The organism is Pseudoalteromonas sp. S2893, from assembly GCF_005887105.1.
In the GTDB taxonomy this organism is placed as follows: Bacteria; Pseudomonadota; Gammaproteobacteria; order Enterobacterales; family Alteromonadaceae; genus Pseudoalteromonas; species Pseudoalteromonas atlantica.
This window is the reverse complement of the sequence record NZ_PNCY01000012.1, coordinates 17,741-40,466: the sequence shown is the minus strand read 5'-3', so window position 1 is coordinate 40,466 and position 22,726 is coordinate 17,741. Positions and strand designations below refer to the sequence as shown.

General features: G+C 41.9%; 17 protein-coding genes. 3 read left to right on the top strand and 14 right to left on the bottom strand.

The window, feature by feature from the left end; genetic code table 11:
- Window positions 1-8 precede the first annotated feature (8 nt).
- The gene (gene fusA / locus CWC04_RS07525) at window positions 9-2,093 is read left to right on the top strand and encodes an elongation factor G (RefSeq protein ID WP_138685047.1); all 2,085 of its coding nucleotides are present in this window, start codon (window positions 9-11) and stop codon (window positions 2,091-2,093) included.
- 357 nt (window positions 2,094-2,450) lie between these two features.
- On the opposite strand, the gene mdoH is transcribed toward fusA, so the two are convergent.
- The 14 genes from mdoH to CWC04_RS07455 all read right to left on the bottom strand — a co-directional run bounded on the left by mdoH (window position 2,451) and on the right by CWC04_RS07455 (window position 18,980).
- A complete protein-coding gene (mdoH, locus tag CWC04_RS07520) occupies window positions 2,451-4,412 on the bottom strand; it encodes a glucans biosynthesis glucosyltransferase MdoH (RefSeq protein WP_138685046.1) in 1,962 nt (653 codons plus the stop codon).
- Window positions 4,384-6,003, bottom strand: coding sequence for an OpgD/OpgG family glucan biosynthesis protein (locus tag CWC04_RS07515; RefSeq protein ID WP_054983610.1), 1,620 nt, complete (start codon window positions 6,001-6,003; stop codon window positions 4,384-4,386). Before CWC04_RS07515 ends, mdoH begins: the two co-directional genes overlap by 29 nt.
- A 325-nt stretch (window positions 6,004-6,328) precedes the next feature.
- Window positions 6,329-9,058 (bottom strand): ExeM/NucH family extracellular endonuclease, encoded by a 2,730-nt coding sequence (locus tag CWC04_RS07510; protein WP_138685045.1) that lies wholly within the window; start codon window positions 9,056-9,058, stop codon window positions 6,329-6,331.
- 130 nt (window positions 9,059-9,188) lie between these two features.
- Window positions 9,189-10,199: a porphobilinogen synthase gene (gene hemB, locus CWC04_RS07505; protein ID WP_029772896.1), complete on the bottom strand. Its 1,011-nt coding sequence runs from the start codon at window positions 10,197-10,199 to the stop codon at window positions 9,189-9,191.
- A 12-nt stretch (window positions 10,200-10,211) separates the two neighbouring features.
- The gene (locus tag CWC04_RS07500) at window positions 10,212-12,059 is read right to left on the bottom strand and encodes a sensor domain-containing diguanylate cyclase (RefSeq protein ID WP_138685044.1); all 1,848 of its coding nucleotides are present in this window, start codon (window positions 12,057-12,059) and stop codon (window positions 10,212-10,214) included.
- A complete protein-coding gene (locus CWC04_RS07495; protein WP_138685043.1) occupies window positions 12,059-12,844 on the bottom strand; it encodes a TatD family hydrolase in 786 nt (261 codons plus the stop codon). The genes CWC04_RS07500 and CWC04_RS07495 overlap by 1 nt, the downstream gene beginning before the upstream one ends.
- Entirely contained in the window at window positions 12,844-13,374 is a 531-nt protein-coding gene (locus CWC04_RS07490; RefSeq protein WP_096042484.1) for a hypothetical protein, read from the bottom strand. Before CWC04_RS07490 ends, CWC04_RS07495 begins: the two co-directional genes overlap by 1 nt.
- A gap of 1 nt (window position 13,375) precedes the next feature.
- Window positions 13,376-14,116, bottom strand: coding sequence for a twin-arginine translocase subunit TatC (tatC, locus tag CWC04_RS07485; protein ID WP_138685042.1), 741 nt, complete (start codon window positions 14,114-14,116; stop codon window positions 13,376-13,378).
- A 48-nt stretch (window positions 14,117-14,164) separates the two neighbouring features.
- Window positions 14,165-14,488 (bottom strand): Sec-independent protein translocase protein TatB, encoded by a 324-nt coding sequence (gene tatB / locus CWC04_RS07480; RefSeq protein ID WP_249326079.1) that lies wholly within the window; start codon window positions 14,486-14,488, stop codon window positions 14,165-14,167.
- A gap of 11 nt (window positions 14,489-14,499) precedes the next feature.
- Complete coding sequence (gene tatA / locus CWC04_RS07475) at window positions 14,500-14,754, bottom strand: Sec-independent protein translocase subunit TatA (RefSeq protein ID WP_004587475.1); 255 nt, start codon at window positions 14,752-14,754, stop codon at window positions 14,500-14,502.
- Between the two features lie 79 nt (window positions 14,755-14,833).
- Window positions 14,834-16,438 (bottom strand): ubiquinone biosynthesis regulatory protein kinase UbiB, encoded by a 1,605-nt coding sequence (ubiB, locus tag CWC04_RS07470; RefSeq protein ID WP_029772890.1) that lies wholly within the window; start codon window positions 16,436-16,438, stop codon window positions 14,834-14,836.
- A gap of 9 nt (window positions 16,439-16,447) precedes the next feature.
- Window positions 16,448-17,131: a ubiquinone biosynthesis accessory factor UbiJ gene (locus CWC04_RS07465; RefSeq protein ID WP_138685040.1), complete on the bottom strand. Its 684-nt coding sequence runs from the start codon at window positions 17,129-17,131 to the stop codon at window positions 16,448-16,450.
- Between the two features lie 11 nt (window positions 17,132-17,142).
- Window positions 17,143-17,898 carry a bifunctional demethylmenaquinone methyltransferase/2-methoxy-6-polyprenyl-1,4-benzoquinol methylase UbiE gene (ubiE, locus tag CWC04_RS07460; RefSeq protein ID WP_004587478.1) on the bottom strand — a complete coding sequence of 252 codons (756 nt, stop codon included), beginning with the start codon at window positions 17,896-17,898 and terminating at the stop codon, window positions 17,143-17,145.
- Between the two features lie 95 nt (window positions 17,899-17,993).
- Window positions 17,994-18,980 carry a GGDEF domain-containing protein gene (locus CWC04_RS07455; RefSeq protein WP_004587479.1) on the bottom strand — a complete coding sequence of 329 codons (987 nt, stop codon included), beginning with the start codon at window positions 18,978-18,980 and terminating at the stop codon, window positions 17,994-17,996.
- A 355-nt stretch (window positions 18,981-19,335) separates the two neighbouring features.
- Between CWC04_RS07455 and CWC04_RS07450 the strand changes: the two genes are divergently transcribed.
- Window positions 19,336-21,114, top strand: a complete 1,779-nt coding sequence (locus CWC04_RS07450) for a DUF885 domain-containing protein (RefSeq protein ID WP_138685039.1) — start codon at window positions 19,336-19,338, stop codon at window positions 21,112-21,114.
- Between the two features lie 96 nt (window positions 21,115-21,210).
- Window positions 21,211-22,692 carry an FMN-binding glutamate synthase family protein gene (locus CWC04_RS07445; protein WP_138685038.1) on the top strand — a complete coding sequence of 494 codons (1,482 nt, stop codon included), beginning with the start codon at window positions 21,211-21,213 and terminating at the stop codon, window positions 22,690-22,692.
- Window positions 22,693-22,726: the final 34 nt, after the last annotated feature.

Here is a 22,726-nt window from a genome sequence, read left to right as displayed (position 1 = left end):
GTAAAATAATGGCAGATTTATCGAAGTACAGAAACATTGGTATTTTCGCGCACGTTGATGCGGGTAAAACCACGACTACTGAGCGTATCCTAAAGCTTACTGGTCAAATCCATAAAACAGGTGAGGTTCATGATGGTGAATCTACAACTGACTTCATGGAACAAGAAGCTGAGCGCGGTATTACTATCCAGTCTGCGGCTGTAAGCTGTTTCTGGAAAGATCACCGTTTTAACGTTATCGATACTCCTGGACACGTTGACTTCACAGTTGAAGTTTACCGTTCACTTAAAGTATTAGACGGCGGCGTTGGTGTATTCTGTGGTTCTGGTGGTGTTGAGCCACAATCAGAAACTAACTGGCGTTACGCTAACGAATCAGAAGTTGCACGTATTATCTTCGTAAACAAATTAGACCGTATGGGTGCTGATTTTTACCGTGTAACTGAGCAAGTACGTAAAGTACTTGGTGCTGTACCACTAGTTATGACTTTACCAATCGGTATTGAAGATGATTTCGTTGGTGTTGTAGACGTTCTTACTAAAAAAGCATACGTTTGGGATGACACTGGTCTTCCTGAAAACTACGAAATCACAGACGTTCCTGCAGACATGGTTGACAAAGTTGACGAATACCATGAAATGCTTATCGAAACTGCTGTAGAGCAAGACGATGACCTAATGGAAGCGTACATGGAAGGTGAAGTACCTTCTTTAGAAGATATCAAGCGTTGTATCCGTAAAGGTACTCGTGACCTTGCTTTCTTCCCTACATTCTGTGGTTCTGCATTCAAAAACAAAGGTGTTCAACTAGTACTTGACGCTGTTGTTGATTACTTACCATCTCCTACAGAAGTTGACCCTCAACCTCTTATGGATGAAGAAGGTAATGAAACTGGCGACCATGCAATCGTATCTGCTGATGAGTCTTTCAAAGCATTAGCATTTAAGATCATGGATGACCGTTTTGGTGCATTAACATTCGTACGTATTTACTCAGGTAAACTTAACAAGGGTGACACTATCCTTAACTCGTTTACTGGTAAAACAGAGCGTGTTGGCCGTATGGTTGAGATGCAAGCTGACGAACGTAAAGAGTTAACTAGCGCACAAGCTGGTGACATCATTGCAATCGTAGGTATGAAAAACGTTCAAACTGGTCACACTCTATGTGATCCGAAAGACAAAGTAACTCTAGAGCCAATGGTATTCCCAACTCCAGTAATCTCGATTGCTGTACAGCCTAAAGATAAAGGCGGTAATGAGAAAATGGGTATTGCTATCGGTAAAATGGTTGCAGAAGATCCGTCTTTCCAAGTTGAGACTGATGAAGATTCAGGCGAAACTATCCTTAAAGGTATGGGTGAGCTTCACTTAGATATCAAAGTAGATATCCTTAAGCGTACTTACGGCGTAGACCTTATTGTTGGTCAACCACAGGTTGCTTACCGTGAAACTATCACTCGTGAAATCGAAGATAGCTACACGCATAAGAAACAATCTGGTGGTTCTGGTCAGTTCGGTAAAATTGATTACCGCATCAAGCCAGGCGAAGCGAACTCAGGCTTCACGTTCACTTCATCAGTTGTTGGTGGTAACGTACCGAAAGAATTCTGGCCTGCAGTTGAGAAAGGCTTCAAGTCAATGATGAACGAAGGTGTTCTAGCTGGCTTCCCAGTACTTGACGTTGAAGTAGAACTTTTCGACGGTGGCTTCCACGCCGTGGATTCATCTGCAATCGCATTCGAAATCGCTGCTAAAGGCGCTTTCCGTCAATCGATCCCTAAAGCGGGCGCACAACTTCTTGAGCCAATCATGAAAGTTGACGTGTTCACGCCAGAAGATCACGTTGGTGACGTAATCGGTGACCTTAACCGTCGTCGTGGTATGCTAAGCGACCAAGAAGCTGGTTTAACTGGCGTTCGTATTAAAGCAGACGTTCCGTTATCAGAAATGTTTGGTTACATCGGTTCACTACGTACAATGACATCAGGTCGTGGTCAGTTCTCTATGGAGTTCTCACACTACGCAGCATGTCCACAAAACGTAGCTGACACTGTAATCGCTGCAGAAAAAGAGAAAAAAGCAGCTAAGTAATTAGCTCTGTAACTCTTTAAAAAAACCCGCACATGTTGCGGGTTTTTTATTGCCTACGATTTAATTACTCTTTGAGTTAGCGTCTCTCAAAAACAGTAATACCAACAATGACAGCCTAAATAAAAGGTTGCTTAAAGCGGTGAGCTATACATGCTTTAATTAAAGCAGAAGTGATGACCTTAGGAGCAATGGCTGCTTAGCTTCGCACAGAGTGCGTAAGAGCGCTCACCTAATACAGTAATTTATACTTGGGTTAGTGAGGCGCAGTTATGAAAGGGAAGTTGTATAACGGCTTATTTTAGGTATAAAAAAAGGAGCAATCATGCTCCTTTTTGTATTTAGTGCGTGCCCATTGCGCTAATTAAACTTCTTAATTGCTTTAGCTCTTAGCGCTTTCATCTTTGGCAAGCGAGGCTTATTAAAGCTTTGTATTGGCATAACCACTAAATGCTCTTGTGGCAGGGCTGGCACCGTTTTAGGGTATTGCCCAGGCTCTGGTACCGAAATCTCTTTTAAATGCACTTTAAGGTTGTTTAGCATAGGGTCGTTATCAACTTCGCTAGGGCAAATAAATATTCCCATTTTACGCAGCTGCACACCTAACTTAATGCTACTGGTGTAGCGTATTATTGGCGCTCCAAATAATAGACCAAGTAATATAGGCGATAACCACCAAAAGAACACTGGCGTAAAGTAATAGGCTGTAGCGCCCCATACTATGGCAACCAAGGTAGAAAATAGTGTGTAATTAAACGCCTCTTTCCACGGTACCATGCGGCCTTCGCGCGGTTGTGCATCCCACTTAACTTTTTTACCCAAAAATACACACACTACAAAGTAAGCATGAAACACCATCATAAGTGGTGCCACAATAATGGCAAATACAGTCTCTATTATTGAGCCTAATATTAATTTAAACGAGCCGCCAAAGCGCTTATTTCTGTGCACTAACGTGACAATTACACCCATTAATTTAGGCACCAATAATATAATAATGGTTAAATAAAGTAGTGAATCAATAAGGTCTGTTTTAGCTATTTGCCACGTTGGGAATAACTGATAAACCCGATTAAAGTACACATCGCTATTTAATGCACGCGTTACCGCATCTATGGTGCTTAGTGCCAGCATAGATAACCAAATAAGCGATGAAATATAAGCGGTTGCACCTAATAAAAAGTGAAACTTACTCATTAACTTTAATTTAGACGAGCCTAATAAACCAAGATGCTGAATGTTACCTTGAACCCAACGTCTGTCGCGTATGGCATAATCTAAAATGTTACTTGGTACTTCTTCGTAGCTACCTTCAATATCGCTAAGTAATAAAACATCCCAGCCTTCACTGTGCAGTAGTGAAGCTTCTACAAAGTCATGACTTAAAATTTCACCACCAAAGGGGGCATTGCCTTCAAGCGTAGGTAAACCACAATAGTTAATAAATGCTTCAACACGAATAATGGCATTGTGGCCCCAATAATTAGCTTTGTCGGTTTGCCAAAAAGCAGACCCCGTTGCCAGCATTGGGCTGTAAAGCACTGAGGCAAATTGTAAAAAACGACCAAAGTAGGTGTCTTGACGAACTGGAATAGGGATAGTTTGAATTAAGCCAGCTTGCGGGTTGTTGATCATGCTTGTGGTCAGCTCCAGCATACATTTACCCGTCATTACGCTGTCGGCATCAAGTACAATCATGTGATCGTATTGGCTGCCCCAGCGCTCGCAAAAGTCGGTTAAGTTACCTACTTTACGGTGTTTATTATCTTCGCGACGACGATAGAAAACCTGTTTTGCAGTATCGCCTAAACGCTCACATAAAGCATGCCACGCGCTTAGCTCGTTTTGTGCTATTTCAGGGTCTTGCGTGTCGCTAAGTAAATAAAAGTCAAAATTGGCAAGTTGCCCTGTCTCTTTTAGCGATTGTAAGCTCACTTCAAAGCCGGCAATAACACGGTGCGTGTCTTCGTTATAAATAGGCATAACTACCGCGGTTTTTTGCTGTGCAAGCGCGGTATTGTCAAACACAATAGGCTTAATGCGTCTTAGGGTGAGCGGGTCAATACGAAATAATTGCAGTACAAATCCTATCGTGCCGCTACAAAATGCCGTAACAATCCATGCAAAGGTTATTGAAAATAAAACCAATAGCGCATATTCAAGCAAGGTCATTCCGTTTGAGCTTAAAATTTCAAACATAATGGAGATGCCGTACCCTGAAACAGTGAGTGCTGCAATAGCAAATAACCATACGCGCAGTGTTTTGAATGGCATTGGTGTGCCCTTTCCTTTATTACTTGATGTCATTTGGGTACCAAACATAGCTCCATACCTCACTAATTTCTTTATCACGAAGTTTTAACGATAAACGCATATCTACGGGTTGATCGTCCTGTGGTGCAATTTTAAACGCTACTCGCCAACCAAGAGATTTAGGAAGTTTTTGCACTGTTACATCTCTTACTTCACCTGTTGTTAGCTGAATGTCGGCTTCAAGTGTTAGCTTTTCAGACAGGTTGTTTAAATCGGGGCCTGCAAAGTCAACGGTAAACTGGCGATGGCTTTGCGGTGGTGGATTATCTTCACCTGGCAGCGCTGCGCTACCAATACGTGTGCGTGTTACACGCGCCTTTTGGTGTTGAGTTAAATGGGCGTTAAAGGTGCTCATTTTGTAGCTTAGCTTTAATGAATCACCAGCTTTCATTGGCTTTTCAGGCACCCAGTAACTCACTATATTGTCGTTCGTTTCTGTATCTGTTGGTATTTCTACTAGCTCAACTCGGCCATTACCCCATTCACCTTTTGGCTCTATCCACAGGCTTGGACGGTCGTGGTAGTGCGCTTCAGTATCTAGGTAATTGTTAAAGTCACGGTCACGCTGTGCTAAACCAAACCCCTTAGGGTTGGTGTACGAAAACGAGGTAACGCTTAACTGTGTTGGGTTGTTAAGCGGGCGCCATACCCATTTGTTATCAGCTGACTGTGTTAACAAGCCGTCTGAGTCATGCACTTCTGGGCGGTAGTCATCAAAAAACTTAGTGCTGTTTTCACCGTGGTAAAACATACTTGTTAAAGGGGCTACGCCTAGCTTTTTAATATCTTTACGGGCAAAAATTTGCATATCAACATCAACTAACATGCTGGTTGTTGGGTCAATATCAAATTTGTAAGCACCAGATACCGAAGGGCTATCAAGCAATGCAAAGATAGTGATGTTAGTTTGCTCAGCCTGGGGCTTAACAAGCCAAAACTCTTTAAACATAGGGAACTCTTCACCCGATGTTTCGGCGGTATCGATTGCTAATCCGCGTGCTGATAAGCCATATACTTGATTAGGACCAACAACTCTAAAATAAGAGGCCCCTTGAAACACCATTACCTCATCTTTGTATTCGTTTGTGTTAATTGGGTAATGTAAGCGAAAGCCTGCATGGCCTAGTTGTGTGCCGGCTACGCTTTTTGCTATTTCGTCTTTTAAAGGGGCGGCTGTGCCATCGTATTGATAAAAATCAGTACTAAAAGGTAGGCGATTACGTTTTGAATCACCTTCTACGGTATTAATTGTTACCGGTGTTTTATATAAAAAACCAGGGTGAAAGAGTTGTAGCTCATACAGGCCTTCATCTTTCCACACTGATTTGTCCTGCTTAAATCGAATTGAGCGGTAATCTTGGTAATCAATGTTATTTAATGCTTCTAGCTCTATATTTTTTGGAGGTGCATATTCTTGTTCGGCTAGTTTTTTAGCGCGGGCGCTTATTACTTCAAATAGGCTTTCTTGCGGAATTGCTGCATCAACACTTGCTGCTATTGCCTGCGTGCTATAGCCCCAGCCAGAAAAAATAAAAAGTAGACCCAATAATGGCGTTGCTTTTTTCTGCCAAGTAGGAGGTGTTTGGGTTAATTGTTTCATTTCCATTCCTTTATAAAAACACGACTTATTTTTACGCTTAGGGTTTGTTACTTAACTACTACACAAGGGTGACGAACTTATAGTGCAACTTTTAATCCGTAAATAAAGTGTTTACATTTCAACAAGTAAATTTATTAAAAAGGGTTTTAACTACGGCTTATGTGTAAAAAATACTCATTTAATGTATTTGTTGCGCGGCTAATTCTATTAATAGTTAATAAACGGTATGGAAGATATTAAGGGTTGTTTACTGAAGCTTGTCTGAATTACATTTTTATAAGCATAAAAAAAGCCGCAAAAATGCGGCTTTAAAACAAATCACTCGTTATTTTTTCTTAAATCTGCGCACTAATGAAAGTGGCGCTAATAAAAGAGATAACCAAAGCAATGAGCCTGAGTCGTTATCGTCATCACCACGTAGGTTGTTTACTCTTACTACAACCGTTTGTGCTTCAGATACGTTACCTACACTATCCTCTGCTTGTACTGTAAGGGTAATACGATTTTCAAACTCGTAATCTACTTCGCTTGCAACAATTAACTGACCTTGCTCGTTAATTGATACAGAATCGTTACCTGATACGATAAATTTAACCACAGGTGATACATCAGCATTAGGATCGCTAAAATCAAGTGTGCCAATCACAGTGCCTACAGCGCTGTTTTCATCTACTGTGAATATTTGATCAGGTGCAATTACCGGTGTTTGCTCTTCAGGGGTAAGTACTACTTCAGATTTTATATCAACAATCACAGGGTCGTGATCAGATGCACGGTATGGCCCTTCTGCGTATAGCGTAGATTGATGACCTTCGCTCTTAAACTCTAGGTTGTAATCAAGCACGATAGGCTCATCAGCATTGATATGCCAATCATTTGCTGCAACAACTTTGCTTAGTAAAGACTCGGTTGCTAAAGCATGGTCAAGGCTACCTGCACGGCCAGAGAAGCTATAAGAGTAGCTTAGTGTATCGCCATCAAGCTCTGCGACTACGTTTTTATAGCCTTTTTCATCAAACTTACGGATTGGATCTTCCATTGCATAAGCGTTCATATCACCAACAAGAATGATATCTTCGTCATCTACGCCAGTAGGTTTGTTGTCTAACCAATCAGTAAACGCATCAGCAGCTTCGGTACGAATTTCATTCCAACAGCCTTGGCCATCACCTAGGTCGTCGTTGTTATCATCACCACAGCTCCCTTTAGATTTAAGGTGGGCTACAGAAACAGTAAATACTTCATCTGTTGAAAGTGACTTAAAGCTTTGCGCAATAGGTGCACGGTTGCTGTAATCAAACGGGTAATCAGTAGTAATAGCGGCTGTGCCTACTTCTTCTACTTTATCTGCGCGGTAAATAAGGGCTGTGGTGATTTCGTCGGTACCAATTTGGGCTACGTTAAAATCTACAAACGCGTAGTTGTTAGCGCTGTCAGCATCGTTTAATGCATTTACTAAACTTGCTATAGCACTGAACTCACCAAAGCCATCATTTTCAATTTCCATTAAGCCAACAACATCAGCTTGCATTGCACTAATAGCACTTACAAGTTTTGCTTCTTGACGTACAAACTCTTCTTCTGAGTCTGCACCACGGCTAGTAGGGAAACCACCGCCTTGGCCATCACCGTTAAAGTAGTTAAGTACGTTAAAGCTGGCGATTCGTAAATCGGCTTCTTCACTTTGCTCAGGCGCATCTTCACGCGCATTAGTCGCTATAAATTGTGGTGTAACTGTTGGGTGAATGCGATACGTGCTAAAGCTGTATGTAACTACCCCTGTTACCGCATTTACAGTATCGCCGGTACGTAGAGTATTTTCTGCCGATAGGCCTGGCGCTGGGTAAGCCGTTGGATCTGAGTTTTGAGCTGTAGAGCCATCATCTAATAAGATTTTTTTAGTCAAGTTAGCCGCTTCAACAGCATTTGCAGCATCACCTGGCAATGCAACTTGAGTACCTTGGTATAAACGCTCAGTGGCTAGTTCTACTTCGCCATAGCGACCTAAGCCGAAGTTGTTAGTAACTACAAGTGTTTGGTCTAGGCTTACTAGCATACCTTCATAAGCTTCTAGGTCAGCTTGGCTCTCTAAAGGTAAGCTTATTGAGGTTGCAGAGGCCACTTCGTCAGTACCACATACTGCAATTTGTGTTACATCTGCTAGTTGTGTTGAATCATAGTATTCATCAACCGTACCTTGTACGCGCACGTGGTCACCTACATTTACATCGGTATCAGTAAAGTAAACAAACAAACCTTCAGAGGTCATTGGATCGTTATCTACATCTGCAGCAAGCGAGGTCACAAAGAAACCATCTAAGCCATCTTCACCTTGAAAATCGGCAGTGACAATACCTTCAATTTCAACAAGGGTATCTACTAACGGGCTTGCTTCACCAGAACCTTGCACAGCGCTAATTAGCGTTTTATCTGCGCCACATACAAGCGGTTCTAATGGTTCTGGCTCAGGGTCTGGCGCAGGAGCCGTACCACCATCGCCAGCATGCGAGCCTAAGCCGTCAAAGGTATCCTCATCAAACTGTTCCCATTCATCGCTAGGATTAAAAGTTGCAGTTGAGTCAGTTCGACCCGTTGTGATGCTATTTTTTCTTCGTAAGGTTTTATTTTGAGTTTGTACGGTATCATCAGACCAAAAAGAGCCAGGATCAACACCCACTTGGCCAAAGCTATCAACTACCACACCATCTTTAGTTAAAACAAGGGCATCGTCACCGTTGTAGTAAGTTACTGTGCTGGTTATGTCTGCAATATCAAGAATGGCAGCGTCTGCACCGGAGTTTGAAATGATATAGGTGGTATTGGCAGCCAATGTGCCTGATAAATCAATTGAGTTACCTACCGAACTACTACCATTTGAATAAAGTCCTAAAGTATAACCTTCAAGAGAAAGCTCGGTATCAGCATTGTTATAAAGCTCAATCGCTTTATTGTTGCTGCTGCCTTCGATGTATTCAGAAATGATTAGATCGGCGGAGGCTGGTGCACTGAGGCTTGCTAATACAAGCGCCAGTGGCGTTATTTTCGTTTTTAACATTTTTTATTATTCCCGTGTATTTAAATCCCAAAATGGGACACCAGTTTAGGCAATCTAAATGACAAAAAGAATACAAAAATGTTAATGATTGTAAAAAAATTAAGGCGGCGTACCGCCTTTGATAACATGTTTACTTATTTTGCAGCCATTGCGCGGCCTGCTTGGCAAAATACGTTAAAATACCATCCGCTCCGGCGCGTTTAAATGCCAGTAAAGATTCCATAATTGTGGCCTCTTCACTCAACCAGCCGTTATCGATTGCCGCTTTGTGCATTGCATATTCGCCACTGACCTGATATGCGAAAGTAGGTACACCAAATTCATCTTTAACACGACGAACAATATCAAGGTACGGCATACCCGGTTTCACCATCACCATGTCGGCGCCTTCTTGTAAATCAAGTGCCACTTCACGAATTGCCTCATCAGAGTTGGCAGGATCCATTTGATACGTTTTTTTGTCGGCCCCTTTCAAGTTACCTGCAGAGCCAACAGCGTCTCTAAACGGCCCGTAATAGCTAGAGGCATATTTAGCTGAATAAGCCATTATGCGTGTGTGAATATGTCCATCTGCTTCAAGTGCTTCGCGAATAGCACCAATACGGCCATCCATCATGTCAGAGGGTGCAACCACATCTGCGCCTGCCTCGGCGTGAGAAAGCGCCTGCTTAACAAGAATTTCAGTGGTTATGTCATTAATTACATAACCTTCATCATCAATAATGCCGTCTTGGCCATGAGTAGTGAATGGGTCAAGGGCTACATCGGTAATAACCCCAAGCTCAGGAAAAGCTTCTTTTAAAGCACGAACTGTGCGTTGTGCTAAGCCATCTTCACTGTAGGCTTCTTCGGCCATCAAAGACTTTTTGTCAGCAGGGGTTACCGGAAAAATAGCGACGGCAGGTACACCTAAATCTACAAGCTCTTTAGCTTCTTCAAGCAATAAATCAATTGATAAACGCTCAATTCCTGGCATTGATTCAATTGCTTCGCGGCGGTTTTTACCTTCAAGTACAAATACCGGAAAAATTAAATCGTTTACCGATAGTTGGTTTTCGGCCATTAAACGGCGAGAAAAATCACTGCGGCGCATTCTACGCATGCGGGTATATGGGAAAAGGTCGAGTCCTGATTGGGCCATGTTACTAAGCTCCTACTGTGGAATTGGAAAACTAATTACTTGATTTCGGCCATGTTGTTTAGCGAAATAGAGCGCTTTATCTGCGTCGTCTGTAAATAGCTCAGGGTTACTAATATCGTTTACTACAGCGCTGTTTACGCCAGCACTAATGGTTACTTTTACGGATGTTCCGGCTACATTTACGGTATTACTCTCTACGGCTTGGCGAATTCTTTCAGCAATATCAACAGCCCCCTCTTTTGGGGTGTTAGGTAGTAAAACAACAAACTCTTCGCCGCCGTAGCGAGCCACTTCATCCAACGGGCGTTTTAAGTGCTGTTTTATAATGTCGGCTACAGCGCGTATTACCTGGTCGCCGGTTAAGTGCCCGTAGTTATCATTTACGCGTTTAAACCGGTCTATATCGAGCATAATCATACTCAAAGGCGTTTGTTCACGCCGAGAGCGACGCAGTTCCATCACTAATTTTTTATCAAAAAAGCGACGATTTTTAACGCCGCTCAGCGCGTCTTCCATATTAAGTAGCTCAAGCTCGCGGTTTTTATCCTCTAGTTCGCGCAAAGTGACTTGTAACTCAAAGGTGCGCTCATCAACTAACGACTCTAATTCTTTTTGTGTTTGGGCTTGCAGCGCGAGTCGCTCATTTAATAGTGTATCTTGGGCTGCATTTTCAGCAATCAAGGTTTGTTGAGCAATAACTTGTTCATCACGCTCTAAAATAAAGCGCTTCATAACGCCATAACATAGGCAAAATGTACTACCAAAAAAACATATAAAAACAAAAGCTAAGCTACTTCTACCTAAAGGATATAAGCCAAATACAGCAATAATAAGGTACACCATAACAAGTAAAAATAGCATGAGTGCAATTAGCAGTGCTTGAATTGGTTTTGAAGGCGCATTTTGCTGGCAGATGTAGGCGCTTACCAAGCAATAAATAATAACAATCGGGCTCGCCAGTAAGCTAAATGGGGTAAACACTGTGCTAGGTAAAGCCCACATAAACAGCAGGCTAATTGCGTAAATATTAGCAACAATGGTTTGCCATTTTAGTAGTTTAGAGGCTTTAGGTTGGCACAGTTGTTTTTGTAGCGGCACAAAAGCAAGCGTAGTGAGCATTAGTAAAACTGGTATCATTACTTGCTGTAATGAAGGCGAATTTGGATGAAAATAACGAGCGCCAAAACCGCATAAATAAGCCAGTAGCACACCTAAGGTCAGCGTAATAATACCTGCATAAGCAAAATACAACTTGCGCGAAAACCCATACAAAACCAAGCAACTTATGGCCAGTGAAAATAAAAAACCAATGAGTAAGCCATAAATTAAATTAAGTTTACCTTTATGCGCTAGGTAGGCATCTGGTTGCCATAAAGTCAGCGGGATGCGCAGCCCAGCACTGTTGTTAACCTTCATTATTACGGTGCTAATACTATTTGCCGGCAGCCTCAAGGTTGCTAATAAAGATTCACTTTTTATTAGCCGTGATGAGAGCTTAAAGTTATCGCCAGTTTGCATGTGTGAGAGCAGTGCTGAATTATAAAAATGAAAAATTTGCGCTTCATTTAACAGCGGGTTATCGAGCGATAAAATAGGGCTTATATTGTTATTTAAGGTATTTTTAACTGTAAACTTGACCCATACAGGGCGTTGTTCAAACCCTAAATTTAATGGCTTATCACTTACTGTTTGCCAGTCGTTAACCTCATGGTAGGCATTGTTTGCTGTGGTGGGCGTAAACGAATAGCTCAGGGTGTCTATTTTTATTGATTTAAAATTTTCAGAAATTACGGGGTTTGCAACACTGCAAAATGAACAAAGGAGCATAAATAGGCTAAATAGCGCCTTTGGGCTTGTCATTAGCGACCTGCTATATCAAATAAGCTATAAAAGTTAGCCGTACTATGGGCGGCAATAGTACTTGGTTCAACGTTATAAAGCTTAGCGAGTGTTTCACACACATAACTAAGATAGGCGGGCTCATTTTTACGTGATTTTGGTTTAGGGGTTATTGTGCGTGGAATTAAAAAAGGCGCATCGGTTTCTATTAATAACCGCTCAAGTGGGATACTTGGCACCAATTGTTGTAATGCTTTACCGCGGCGCTCGTCACACACCCACCCAGTAATGCCAATATAAAGGCCTAATTCTAAATAGTCTTTAAGTGCTTGGGCATTGCCTGTAAAGCAATGCAGCACACCACGTACGTTATAGTTAGCCAAAATATTTAGCATATCTTCGCTTGCGTCACGTTCGTGTAAATAAACAGGTAGGTTTAGTTTTTCAGCTAACGCTAACTGGCGTTTTAATACGCTGCGCTGAATATCGCGAGGAGAAAAATCGCGATTATAATCAAGCCCACACTCACCAATGGCCACAACGCAATCGTTACTAGCAAGCTGCGTTAAAGTGGTTTCAAGTTCATCGGTGGCGTCTTTAGCGTCATGTGGATGCACGCCAGCAGTAGAAAACTGATTATATTGTTTTGCTAATGCAAGCGATTGTTCGCTACTAGGCACATCGCAGCCGATCAGTAACATAGCTTGCACGCCCGCGGCATTTGCGCGGGCAATAATGGCCTGATGCTCACCTTCAAACTGGTGATTGGTTAAATTAACGCCGGCATCAACTAACGTGTAGGTCATTACTGAGTGCGCTTCACACGGATTGAGCGGTTTTGACCATCTTTACGAAGTAAAAAAGAATTAAATACACCGCGGCTAATAACCACTGTGTCTGACTCTTTTAATTTAAGACTGTCAGAGCCAATTTGACGCCATTGCTGATCGTTATCAAGGGTAATAATGAGCTCGCCATAAGGAGCTTTTCTAACTGATGATACTGATGCTGTGATATTTTCGTCTTTATCTTTAGTGATCTCTTTATGCTCAAGGCCAAAATCATCTGCTTTAGCAGCAGGCGCTGCTTTAGAAACAGCTGCAACAGGTGCACTTACGTTTGGCGATACATTGGTTACGGCTTTTGGTGGGGTAAGGGTTTTTTTCTCACTAGGTTTAGTAAGCGGTTTACCTGCCACTGTGTTGTCATAACATAGTAAACGGTTAAAGTCGTTTTCAATAAAGCTACATGCTTGCAAAGCTTGCACGTTAATTTCTTGCGCTGCAAACGTCGGTGCGCTTAGTAAAACCAGTAGTGAGAGTAGTTGTTTTTTCATTTTATTCCTCAGATTCCTGTTGTTCTTTAGCGCTATAAAATTTCGCTAAAATTAACCCTAGCTCAAATAAAAGCAGCATAGGAAGTGCTAATAGTGTTTGTGATAACACATCGGGCGGTGTTAAAAACATCGCCACAACAAATACACCAACCACAATATAAGGGCGTTTTTGCTTTAAACTCTGCGTGGTTGTAGCGCCACTCCAACATAGCAACATTATGGCTACGGGTATTTCAAACGCCACACCAAATGCAAAAAATAGCTTAAGTACAAATCCTAAATAGCTACTAATATCCGGTGCTAGGGTCATCACTTGCGGCCCTACACTAGTAAAAAAGCCTAATATAATAGGGAGCACTATAAAGTAGCAAAAAGCGATACCGCCATAAAATAGCAAAATACTCGAGGCCAAAATTGGCATTAGCATGCGTTTTTCGTGTTGGTATAAGCCAGGTGCTATAAATCCCCAAATTTGATGCAATATCCACGGAATAGCGCCAAACAAAGCAACAAATAGCGTTAGTTTAAACGGTGCAAAAAACGGTGCCGTAACATCGGTAGCTATCATAGTGGCAGTGCTTGGTAAATGTGCGACTAAAGGGGCGGCTACAAACTCATATATATCATTGGCAAAATACACTAGGCCAATAAATATCACTAAAATACTAAAAAGTGATTTAATAAGCCGATCGCGCAGCTCAATTAAGTGAGCGACGAACCCTGATTTAGCTTGTTCAGACATTATTTTTTATACCACGTAATAAGTTGACCACAAATAGGGGAATTAATTTCACTTTTTTTCATCGAGTTGTTCGTTAGATGACATGCTTGAAGTGTTTTTATAGCTATGAGTAACCGACTGCGCTGCTTTTTGCAGTTCATCAACCGATTGTTGTAGCTCAGGGCTTAAATCTTTAAGCTCTTGTTGCTCTGCTTTTTTTAGGTTTTCGTGAAGCTCGTGTATGCGTAGCTCTTCACTCACTTCTGCTTTAACTGAGTTGGCCATCGACTTAACGGTTTTTACCCAGCGCATTACGGTGCGAATGGCAACCGGTAACCGCTCAGGGCCAAGTACCACTAGGCCAACAATAAAAACAACAACGAGCTCCCACATTCCCATATTGCTTAAACCTTAGTATCGTCTTTGGTTTTTTCAGTGCTTTGTGTCTGTGTTGGCGCTGCTTTTTGAGACTCTTGGATTTGCTCAGCTTTTTCGCTTTCAGTCTCTTTAGTTTGATCATCAGACATGGCTTTTTTAAACCCTTTTACTGCACCGCCTAAATCACCACCCATGCCGCGTAGTTTTTTAGTACCAAAAAGAAGTACGATAATCGCTAAAACAATCAATAATTGCCAAATACTAATGCCACCTAAACCCATGGTTATCTCCAACTGATAAATGCTTAAATGTTTATTTTAAGTACTAATTATACGCCCTGTGGCATAAATAGCACTTAGTTTATGTGTTACGCCACGCCACAATAAAGCTAATTGCAGACGCTGCTAATGTTACGCCTGCCGCTATGAGGTCGTGCTGCAGATAACACAGTGCCGATACAATCAGTGTAGCACTGCCAAATAGGCTAAGTACTAGCGCTTTGTGTGACACTTTACTTGGCTGAGAATGCTGCATTTGCGGACTACGTTTTAAATTTTGATAAATTAAATCAGGTAGTTCTGGCATTTTTTCAGCCCAAAATGGCAAGTTAGCATACATTTGTTTCATTACTGATAACGGTCCAACTTGTTGTTTTACCCAATCTTCTAAAAATGGCTTAGCGGTTTTCCACAAATCAAGCTGAGGATAAAGCTGACGCCCTAAGCCCTCAACGTATAATAACGTTTTTTGTAATAATACTAACTGCGGCTGTACTTGCATGTTAAAGCGGCGTGCGGTGTTAAATAAATTAACGAGTACATGACCAAACGATATCTCAGCTAGCGGCTTATTAAATATAGGTTCGCACACGGTACGAATTGCAAATTCAAACTCTTCTATGCTGGTATCAGGCGGAACCCAGCCCGAGTCAACATGTAGCTGAGCAACTTGGCGGTAGTCACGATTAAAAAAGGCGATAAAGTTTTCTGCGAGGTAGCGTTTATCTTCTTTGTTTAATGTGCCAACAATGCCACAGTCGATACCAATATACATGGGGTTTTCAGGGTGCTCGCGAGAGACAAATATATTGCCAGGGTGCATATCAGCATGAAAAAAACTGTCTCTAAATACTTGGGTAAAAAACACTTCTACACCGCGCTCAGCGAGTAATTTCATATTGGTATTTTGCGCAATTAACGACTCTGTATCTGAGACCGGAATTCCGTAAATACGCTCCATAACCAAAACGTTACTGCGGCTATAATCGCTATAAACAGCCGGGATATATAACGAATCAGAGCCTTCAAAGTTACGCTTAAGTTGTATGCCATTTGCGCCTTCGCGCATTAAATCGAGCTCATCTAGCAAGGTTTTTTTATACTCTTTGACCACTTCGACAGGGCGTAACCTTTTTGCTTCGCTGTGTACATTGGCAAGCACTTTAGCGAGTTTTTCCATAAGTGCTAAGTCGGCATTAATTTGTGTTTTTATGTTTGGCCTAATCACTTTTATAACAACATCTTGGGTATTGTTATGGGCATCAACTAGCTTAGCAGTATGCACTTGTGCAATAGACGCTGAGGCCAATGGGGTTTGCGAAAACTCACTAAACAACTGGTTTATATCGCTAATTTCGAGCGCTTTTTCAATTATTTTTTGGGCAAGTTCGCCTTCAAAGGGTTCGACTTGGTCTTGCAAAAAAGCAAGCTCTAGCGCAATGTCGTGAGGAAGTAAGTCTCGGCGGGTAGAAAGCATTTGGCCAAACTTAATCCACACAGGGCCAAGCTCTTGCAAAGCTAAGCGCAGTCGCAAGCCCGCGGGCTTATTTTTGTGCTGGTTACGTAACCAAAACAAGCTACCACGCGCAATTTTAGCGTACCAAGGTATTTTTTGTTTTGGTATTAACTCATCTAGTCCGTAGCTAAGTAATGTTTTAGTGATGTAATACAATCGAGCAGTCGACACAAAAAATCCTTAGCGGCTGTTGGTGTTAGAAGAGTTGATTAATGCATTTATGCGTTGTTCAATAGCGGCCACTTGCCCTTTTAACACTCGGTTTTGTTGTTTAAATTGCTCAAGCTCTAAAGGGTGAATAGTTACAGCGAGCTCATCTTGGCATAGGCTGGTTAATGTGGTGCTAATTTGCTGACGTGCTTTACGCTCTTTACTGCGTAAAGCGTTTAGCTGTATGTAAAGTTGTTGTGCGGGCGCATCGCCAATATAGTGTGATAGTTGCTCAGGCCAATCTATATCTAGCCCAGAAAATGCGGCGCTGTACGCCTGAGCGACGTTTAGGTCGCCTTGCAGGTCTAGCTTATCTTGACGAATGAGTTGTGTAAGCATGGCTGGCTCTTTAAGCGCCATAAGAGTATCTATATCTGCGCTGATCATACACTCTGCGCTATTTTCATCGCTGGCACTGTAAAGGTGTAATAGTTTACCATCAAAGGTTAATACTATTTGCTGCTGCCAATTGCGGATTTCGACCTTTAATGGTTTGTGCTTAACGGCACTGAGCTTATCTATTAAGGTGGCGTCGAGTTGCAGTACCTTATTAAGCACTCGCTCTATAAGCGAAAGTACAAAATTAGGTAACATAAAAAATTGCGAATCGGGTTTTGCTGCGACCACTTGCTCGCTTTTTTGCTCAAACGCCATAACTGCCTGCCTTAATATTTAAAACCACGGTGCAGTGCAACAATACCACCGGTTAGGTTTTGATACGTTGTTTGTTCAAAGCCTGCTTCTTCCATCATTGCTTTTAAGGTTTCTTGGTCTGGGTGCATACGAATCGACTCAGCTAAGTATTGGTATGACTCGCTATCATTCGCCACTACTTTACCCATAGTTGGTAATAGATTGAACGAGTAAAAATCGTACGCTTTACTTAAAATTTCATGCTCAGGTTTGGAAAACTCTAATACTAATAAACGTCCACCTGGCTTTAATATACGGTACATAGAGCGCAGGGCTTTGTCTTTATCGGTTACATTACGTAGGCCAAAGGCAATCGTGATCACATCAAAGCTGTTATCTGGAAATGGCAGCATTTCGGCATTCATTTGCACGTAGTCGATATTGCCGACTAAACCCAAGTTGTGCAGCTTTTCACGGCCGACTTTTAACATTGATGAGTTAATGTCACCTAAAACTACTTGGCCGGTGTCACCGACTAGCTGGCTAAATTTTGCTGTTAGGTCGCCAGTGCCGCCTGCTAAATCAAGGACGTGGTGGCCTTTGCGCACACCTGAGCTGGCTATAGTTTGACGTTTCCATAATCGATGTACACCAAAAGACATTAAATCGTTCATTACATCGTACTTTGCTGCAACCGAGTGAAATACGTCTGCAACCATTGAGGCTTTATCGTTTTCGGCTACGGTTTTATAGCCAAAATGCGTGGTCTTTTGCTCTGTTTCGTTCATGGTTAGTCTCTATCGTGGCAATAAAGACTAGTGTACTTGATTGTATACTGCAGGTGCAATTTGAATATGATTTATCAGGTAATTTAGCGTAAAACCTAGTGGCCAGCTGTAAAGCTACTTTGCCCCAGTGAGCGTGCTTTAAATGCCGCTTGCGAGGCTTTTTTAGCTAACTGGTTAAAGTCATCATTTTTGAGTTGCTGCGCTATGCCTAAAGATAAGTTAATGCCAGGCAGCTTAGTGCCGCTTTTTGAGCTAACAAAACGAAGTTTTTCTACGCCATTACGCACTTTTTCAGCAATAACATTGGCGGTTTCGGGGTCTATATCTGGCAGTAATACGGTAAATTGGTCCTTTGCTGTGCGCCCAGGTAAACCACTTTGAAAAACATATTTTTTTACTTGTTTAGCCACTTTGTTCAAAATAACTTCGCCAATTATATCGCCGTAATTATCTACAAAATGATCTAAATTATCTATTTGAATAGCAATTGCACAAATTGATTTGTCTTGGTTGCTCCATAGTTGGGTTTGCTGCGTTAAATAATGACGTTTATACAGCCCCGTTTGTGAGTCAATAATGTGCTGCTTACGTAATTGCGCCAGCTGTTTTTGGGTTTTTTCGTGTAACTTTTTAGCTTTATGTAGCTCGTGTTTAAAGTGCTTGTGTTGCTCAAGTAACGTGGCTGATTGCGTGTTTAACGTATCGAGTGCTTGGCGGCTTTGCTCTATATTATTCTCATCAAGCGTGTGCATGCACTCACTTACTTGGCCGGCAAAGCTAACAATTTGTTTTTCGGTTGATTGCGCATTGCGCGACAGTGAATCAATAACCCCATTTACGTTATTAATCATTGCCACTTGCGTGGTATGCCCTTCGTTTAAAAACTCAAAGTAGAGCTGCTCAATCAAAATACTATCAATTTGGGCTTTATTAGTAATGGCCTCGTCTATTGCGTTATTTAGCTGAGGATTTACTTTACTAATATAGGTATAGGCAACGTGGTAATTTAACGGTGAGGGGGGCAGCGTATGACGTTCTAAAAACAGGCATACATTCGTCATTTTTTCTTGAGCTACAGCCATGGAATCATGGAACATCATTTTAACTACCAACTAAGTACGCATTAAATTACACATTAAAATAACTCTTCAATGAGGCGGCAATGCATCCAAGCTTTATTATTTTTTTACTACAATAATCGTTAAGCAGGCTATTTAAAAGTAAAAACCAGTATTAGTGAACTTAAATTTTTACTTTTGCTGCCTAATAGCTGATTTTATCATCAAAGAGCACGTAATTAGCTTAATTTAGGCGGGTTCAGCTTATTTTACCCGCTCCAATTAAGCGTGTGTTATTGAGATTAATCGCATTTATCTTGCTATTTACTCAGCCTACGATAGTTTTGTGAAATCTATTGTATGGTTAAGTAAAACTAAAATGAATTATTCCTTACCCCCGCGAATTTGCCGCACACTGCTTGTGCTATCACTTTTTGGCACGCTAAGCGCATGTACATTAACAAGCCCCAACGCAAACACACAATTTGAACAAGTGGCGCAAAGTATTGTTGATTACCGCAAACGTGTAAATCCCTACACACAGCCTAAAGGGGTTGATGGCTATTTATTACCTAATTTATCGGCTGAATTTTTAAAGCAGCAATATGAGGAAAAAACAGCATTATTAAGTCGTTTAGATGCAATTGATAGCGATGAGCTTTCAAGTGAAAACAGTATTAACCTCAGTATTATTCGTGCGCAAGTACAAAACAGTGTTGATGAATACGTATTTAATGCGCACTACATGCCGCTAACTTCAGAGTATGGGTTCCATTCTAGCTTGTCTTATATGATTAATAGTTCGCAGTACAAGCAACCGCAACAGTTAGAAACGTATTTAGCCCGCCTTGAACAAGTACCGCGCTTTTTTGAGCAAAACATACATTGGATGAAAAAGGGGCTCGAAACGGGACTTACTCAACCACAAGCGGTATTAGCTGGGTATGAAGATTCAATAAGCGCATACATAGTAGATGATGTAACGCAGTCAGACTTTTACTCCCCGTTTAAAACGAACACGGCAGGGCTAAGTGAAAACGACTTTAAAGCGTTGCAGCAAAAAGCTAAACGCATCATAAAAAACGATGTTATTGCCTCTTACAAAGCGTATTTAACATTTTTTACTACGCAATATCAGCCAGGGGCACGCACTACGATTGGTATTTCGCAAACCCCTAATGGCAAGGCATTTTATAAAAACCGCGCACAGTATTACACCACCACAAATATGAGCATTGATGAAATACATCAGCTGGGGTTATCTGAAGTAGCGCGTATCCGCAGTGAAATGCAGGAAATAATTAAAGAAGTAGGCTTTGAAGGCACGTTTGCCGATTTTATCCACTTTTTACGTACCGATCCGCAATTTTACGCCACAACTCCAGAGCAGCTATTAAAAGAAGCTGCTTATATAGCTAAAAAAATGGACGCGCAGCTGCCTAAGTTATTCCATACACTGCCACGTATGCCCTATGGCGTTGCACCTGTACCTGCAAATATAGCCCCTAAATATACAACAGGTCGCTATGTTGGCTCGAGCCGAAGCGATCAAGCGGGTTATTATTGGGTAAATACATATGCGCTAGATAAGCGCCCGTTGTATGTATTAGAGGCGCTGACCTTACACGAAGCCGTACCAGGGCATCATTTACAAATATCGCTTAATGCAGAGCTTGAAAACTTACCAAGCTACCGACGTGATGCCTACCTTTCGGCTTTTGGTGAAGGGTGGGGGCTTTATTCTGAATACTTAGGTATAGAAGCAGGCTTTTACCAAGACCCATACAGCCGATTTGGCCGTTTAACCTATGAAATGTGGCGTGCAGCTCGTTTAGTGGTTGATACCGGTATGCACATGTACGGCTGGAGCCGAGAGCGTGCTATGAACTTTATGAGCGAAAACACGGCGCTTTCATTACACAATGTTAAAACCGAAACCGACCGCTATATTTCGTGGCCGGGGCAAGCTTTGTCGTACAAAATTGGCGAGCTGACTATCAAGCGTTTACGCACAGAGGCCGAGCAAGCGCTTGGGCCACGTTTTGATATTCGTGAGTTTCATCATCAAGTATTGCGTCATGGTTCTGTGCCGTTATCAGTGCTTGAAGAGCAAGTTCGTTTGTATATAAAAGCTGAGCTTGAAAACGCACAAAGCTAATTATCTAAAGGTATAAACCTTGAACAACGAAAGGTGTTGTGTCATTTTGACGCAACACCTTTTTTATTTTTAAAAACAGCCATCAAGGGGCCTTGGATGAGCGATTTTATAATTTTTAGTATTGATGTATTTGCGAGTATTTTTATTGTTGCATTAGGATTAATTGTACTTACCATTATTGTTTTTTATTTTCGTGATATTACTCAAACAAAGCATGCAATTAGGCGAAATTACCCGGTTATTGGCCGCTTTAGGTACTTTTTTGAGCGCCAAGGCGAGTTTTTTAGGCAGTACTTTTTTGCCCTCGATAGAGAAGAAATGCCGTTTAACCGAGCAGAGCGCAGCTGGGTGTATCGGGCTGCAAAAGATGTCGATCGTACCGCTGCATTTGGCTCCACGCAAAGCTTAGAGGTAACAGGTACAGTGATGTTTATGAACTGTGCTTTTCCTACCTTAGATGAAGAGGCGTTGGACCCAAGTAATGTAACGTTAGGCCCTTATTGTAAAACGCCGTACACCACTAACTCCTTGTTTAATATATCGGGAATGAGCTTTGGTGCGCTCTCAAAACCGGCTGTTAGAGCGTTATCAAAAGGGGCAAAATTAGCCGGCTGCTGGATGAATACCGGCGAAGGCGGGTTAAGCCCTTATCACTTAGAGGGCGGAGCCGATTTGGTGTTTCAAATTGGTACGGCTAAGTATGGTGTGCGCGACGAGCTTGGAAATCTAAGTATTGATAAACTTAAAGAAATTGCGGCGCATAAAAACGTAAAAATGTTTGAGCTTAAATTAAGTCAAGGTGCCAAACCAGGTAAAGGCGGTATGTTACCAGGTAAAAAAGTTAATGCTGAAATTGCTAAAATAAGGGGCATCCCTGAGGGTAAAGATTCAATTAGCCCAAATGGGCACCCAGAGATCAAAAAGCCAAGCGACATATTAGATATGATTGCCACAGTGCGAAACGCCACAGGCAAACCTACCGGCTTTAAAGCCGTTATTGGTGATTACACTTGGCTAGAAACACTATTTGCAGAAATAAACCATCGCGGGCTTGAATCAGCACCGGATTTTATCACTATTGATAGTGCCGATGGCGGTACGGGCGCAGCGCCACAACCCTTATTAGATTCGGTAGGTTTACCGCTGCGCGAAAGCTTACCGCTGGTTGTTAATATGCTTGAAAAACATGGCTTAACAGGGCGGGTAAAAGTCATTGTATCGGGTAAGTTAATTGTGCCCTCTAAGGTGGCATGGGCGCTTGCTTTGGGTGCTGATTTTGTTGTTTCTGCGCGTGGTCATATGTTTGCGTTAGGCTGTATACAGGCCATGCAATGTAATAAAGACACCTGCCCAACCGGTGTTACTACCCATAACGAGCGGCTACAGCGTGGTTTAAATGTTGCCGATAAAGCCCAGCGGGTTGCCAATTATAATAAATATATTCATTACGGTGCTGGCTTAATTGCCCACTCATGTGGTGTAACGAGTGCGCGGGAATTAAGGCGTAAACACGTGCGTATAGTGCAAGAAAGTGGGCTGTCGGAGCCGCTCGATAAAATTTACGAAAACTACCAATAACGGTATTGGTAGTAAAAAAGGCGCTTTGGCGCCT

Coding starts and splice junctions, on each gene's coding strand:
- ubiE (WP_004587478.1), bottom strand. CDS start 17,898: ATGAACGAAACAGAGCAAAAGACCACGCATTTTGGCTATAAAACCGTA.
- tatA (WP_004587475.1), bottom strand. CDS start 14,754: ATGGGTTTAGGTGGCATTAGTATTTGGCAATTATTGATTGTTTTAGCG.
- mdoH (WP_138685046.1), bottom strand. CDS start 4,412: ATGTTTGGTACCCAAATGACATCAAGTAATAAAGGAAAGGGCACACCA.
- CWC04_RS07510 (WP_138685045.1), bottom strand. CDS start 9,058: ATGTTAAAAACGAAAATAACGCCACTGGCGCTTGTATTAGCAAGCCTC.
- CWC04_RS07490 (WP_096042484.1), bottom strand. CDS start 13,374: ATGAAAAAACAACTACTCTCACTACTGGTTTTACTAAGCGCACCGACG.
- tatB (WP_249326079.1), bottom strand. CDS start 14,488: ATGTGGGAGCTCGTTGTTGTTTTTATTGTTGGCCTAGTGGTACTTGGC.
- CWC04_RS07450 (WP_138685039.1), top strand. CDS start 19,336: ATGAATTATTCCTTACCCCCGCGAATTTGCCGCACACTGCTTGTGCTA.
- CWC04_RS07515 (WP_054983610.1), bottom strand. CDS start 6,003: ATGAAACAATTAACCCAAACACCTCCTACTTGGCAGAAAAAAGCAACG.
- CWC04_RS07465 (WP_138685040.1), bottom strand. CDS start 17,131: ATGGCGTTTGAGCAAAAAAGCGAGCAAGTGGTCGCAGCAAAACCCGAT.
- tatC (WP_138685042.1), bottom strand. CDS start 14,116: ATGTCTGAACAAGCTAAATCAGGGTTCGTCGCTCACTTAATTGAGCTG.
- CWC04_RS07495 (WP_138685043.1), bottom strand. CDS start 12,844: ATGACCTACACGTTAGTTGATGCCGGCGTTAATTTAACCAATCACCAG.
- fusA (WP_138685047.1), top strand. CDS start 9: ATGGCAGATTTATCGAAGTACAGAAACATTGGTATTTTCGCGCACGTT.
- hemB (WP_029772896.1), bottom strand. CDS start 10,199: ATGGCCCAATCAGGACTCGACCTTTTCCCATATACCCGCATGCGTAGA.
- CWC04_RS07455 (WP_004587479.1), bottom strand. CDS start 18,980: ATGGCTGTAGCTCAAGAAAAAATGACGAATGTATGCCTGTTTTTAGAA.
- CWC04_RS07445 (WP_138685038.1), top strand. CDS start 21,211: ATGAGCGATTTTATAATTTTTAGTATTGATGTATTTGCGAGTATTTTT.
- CWC04_RS07500 (WP_138685044.1), bottom strand. CDS start 12,059: ATGACAAGCCCAAAGGCGCTATTTAGCCTATTTATGCTCCTTTGTTCA.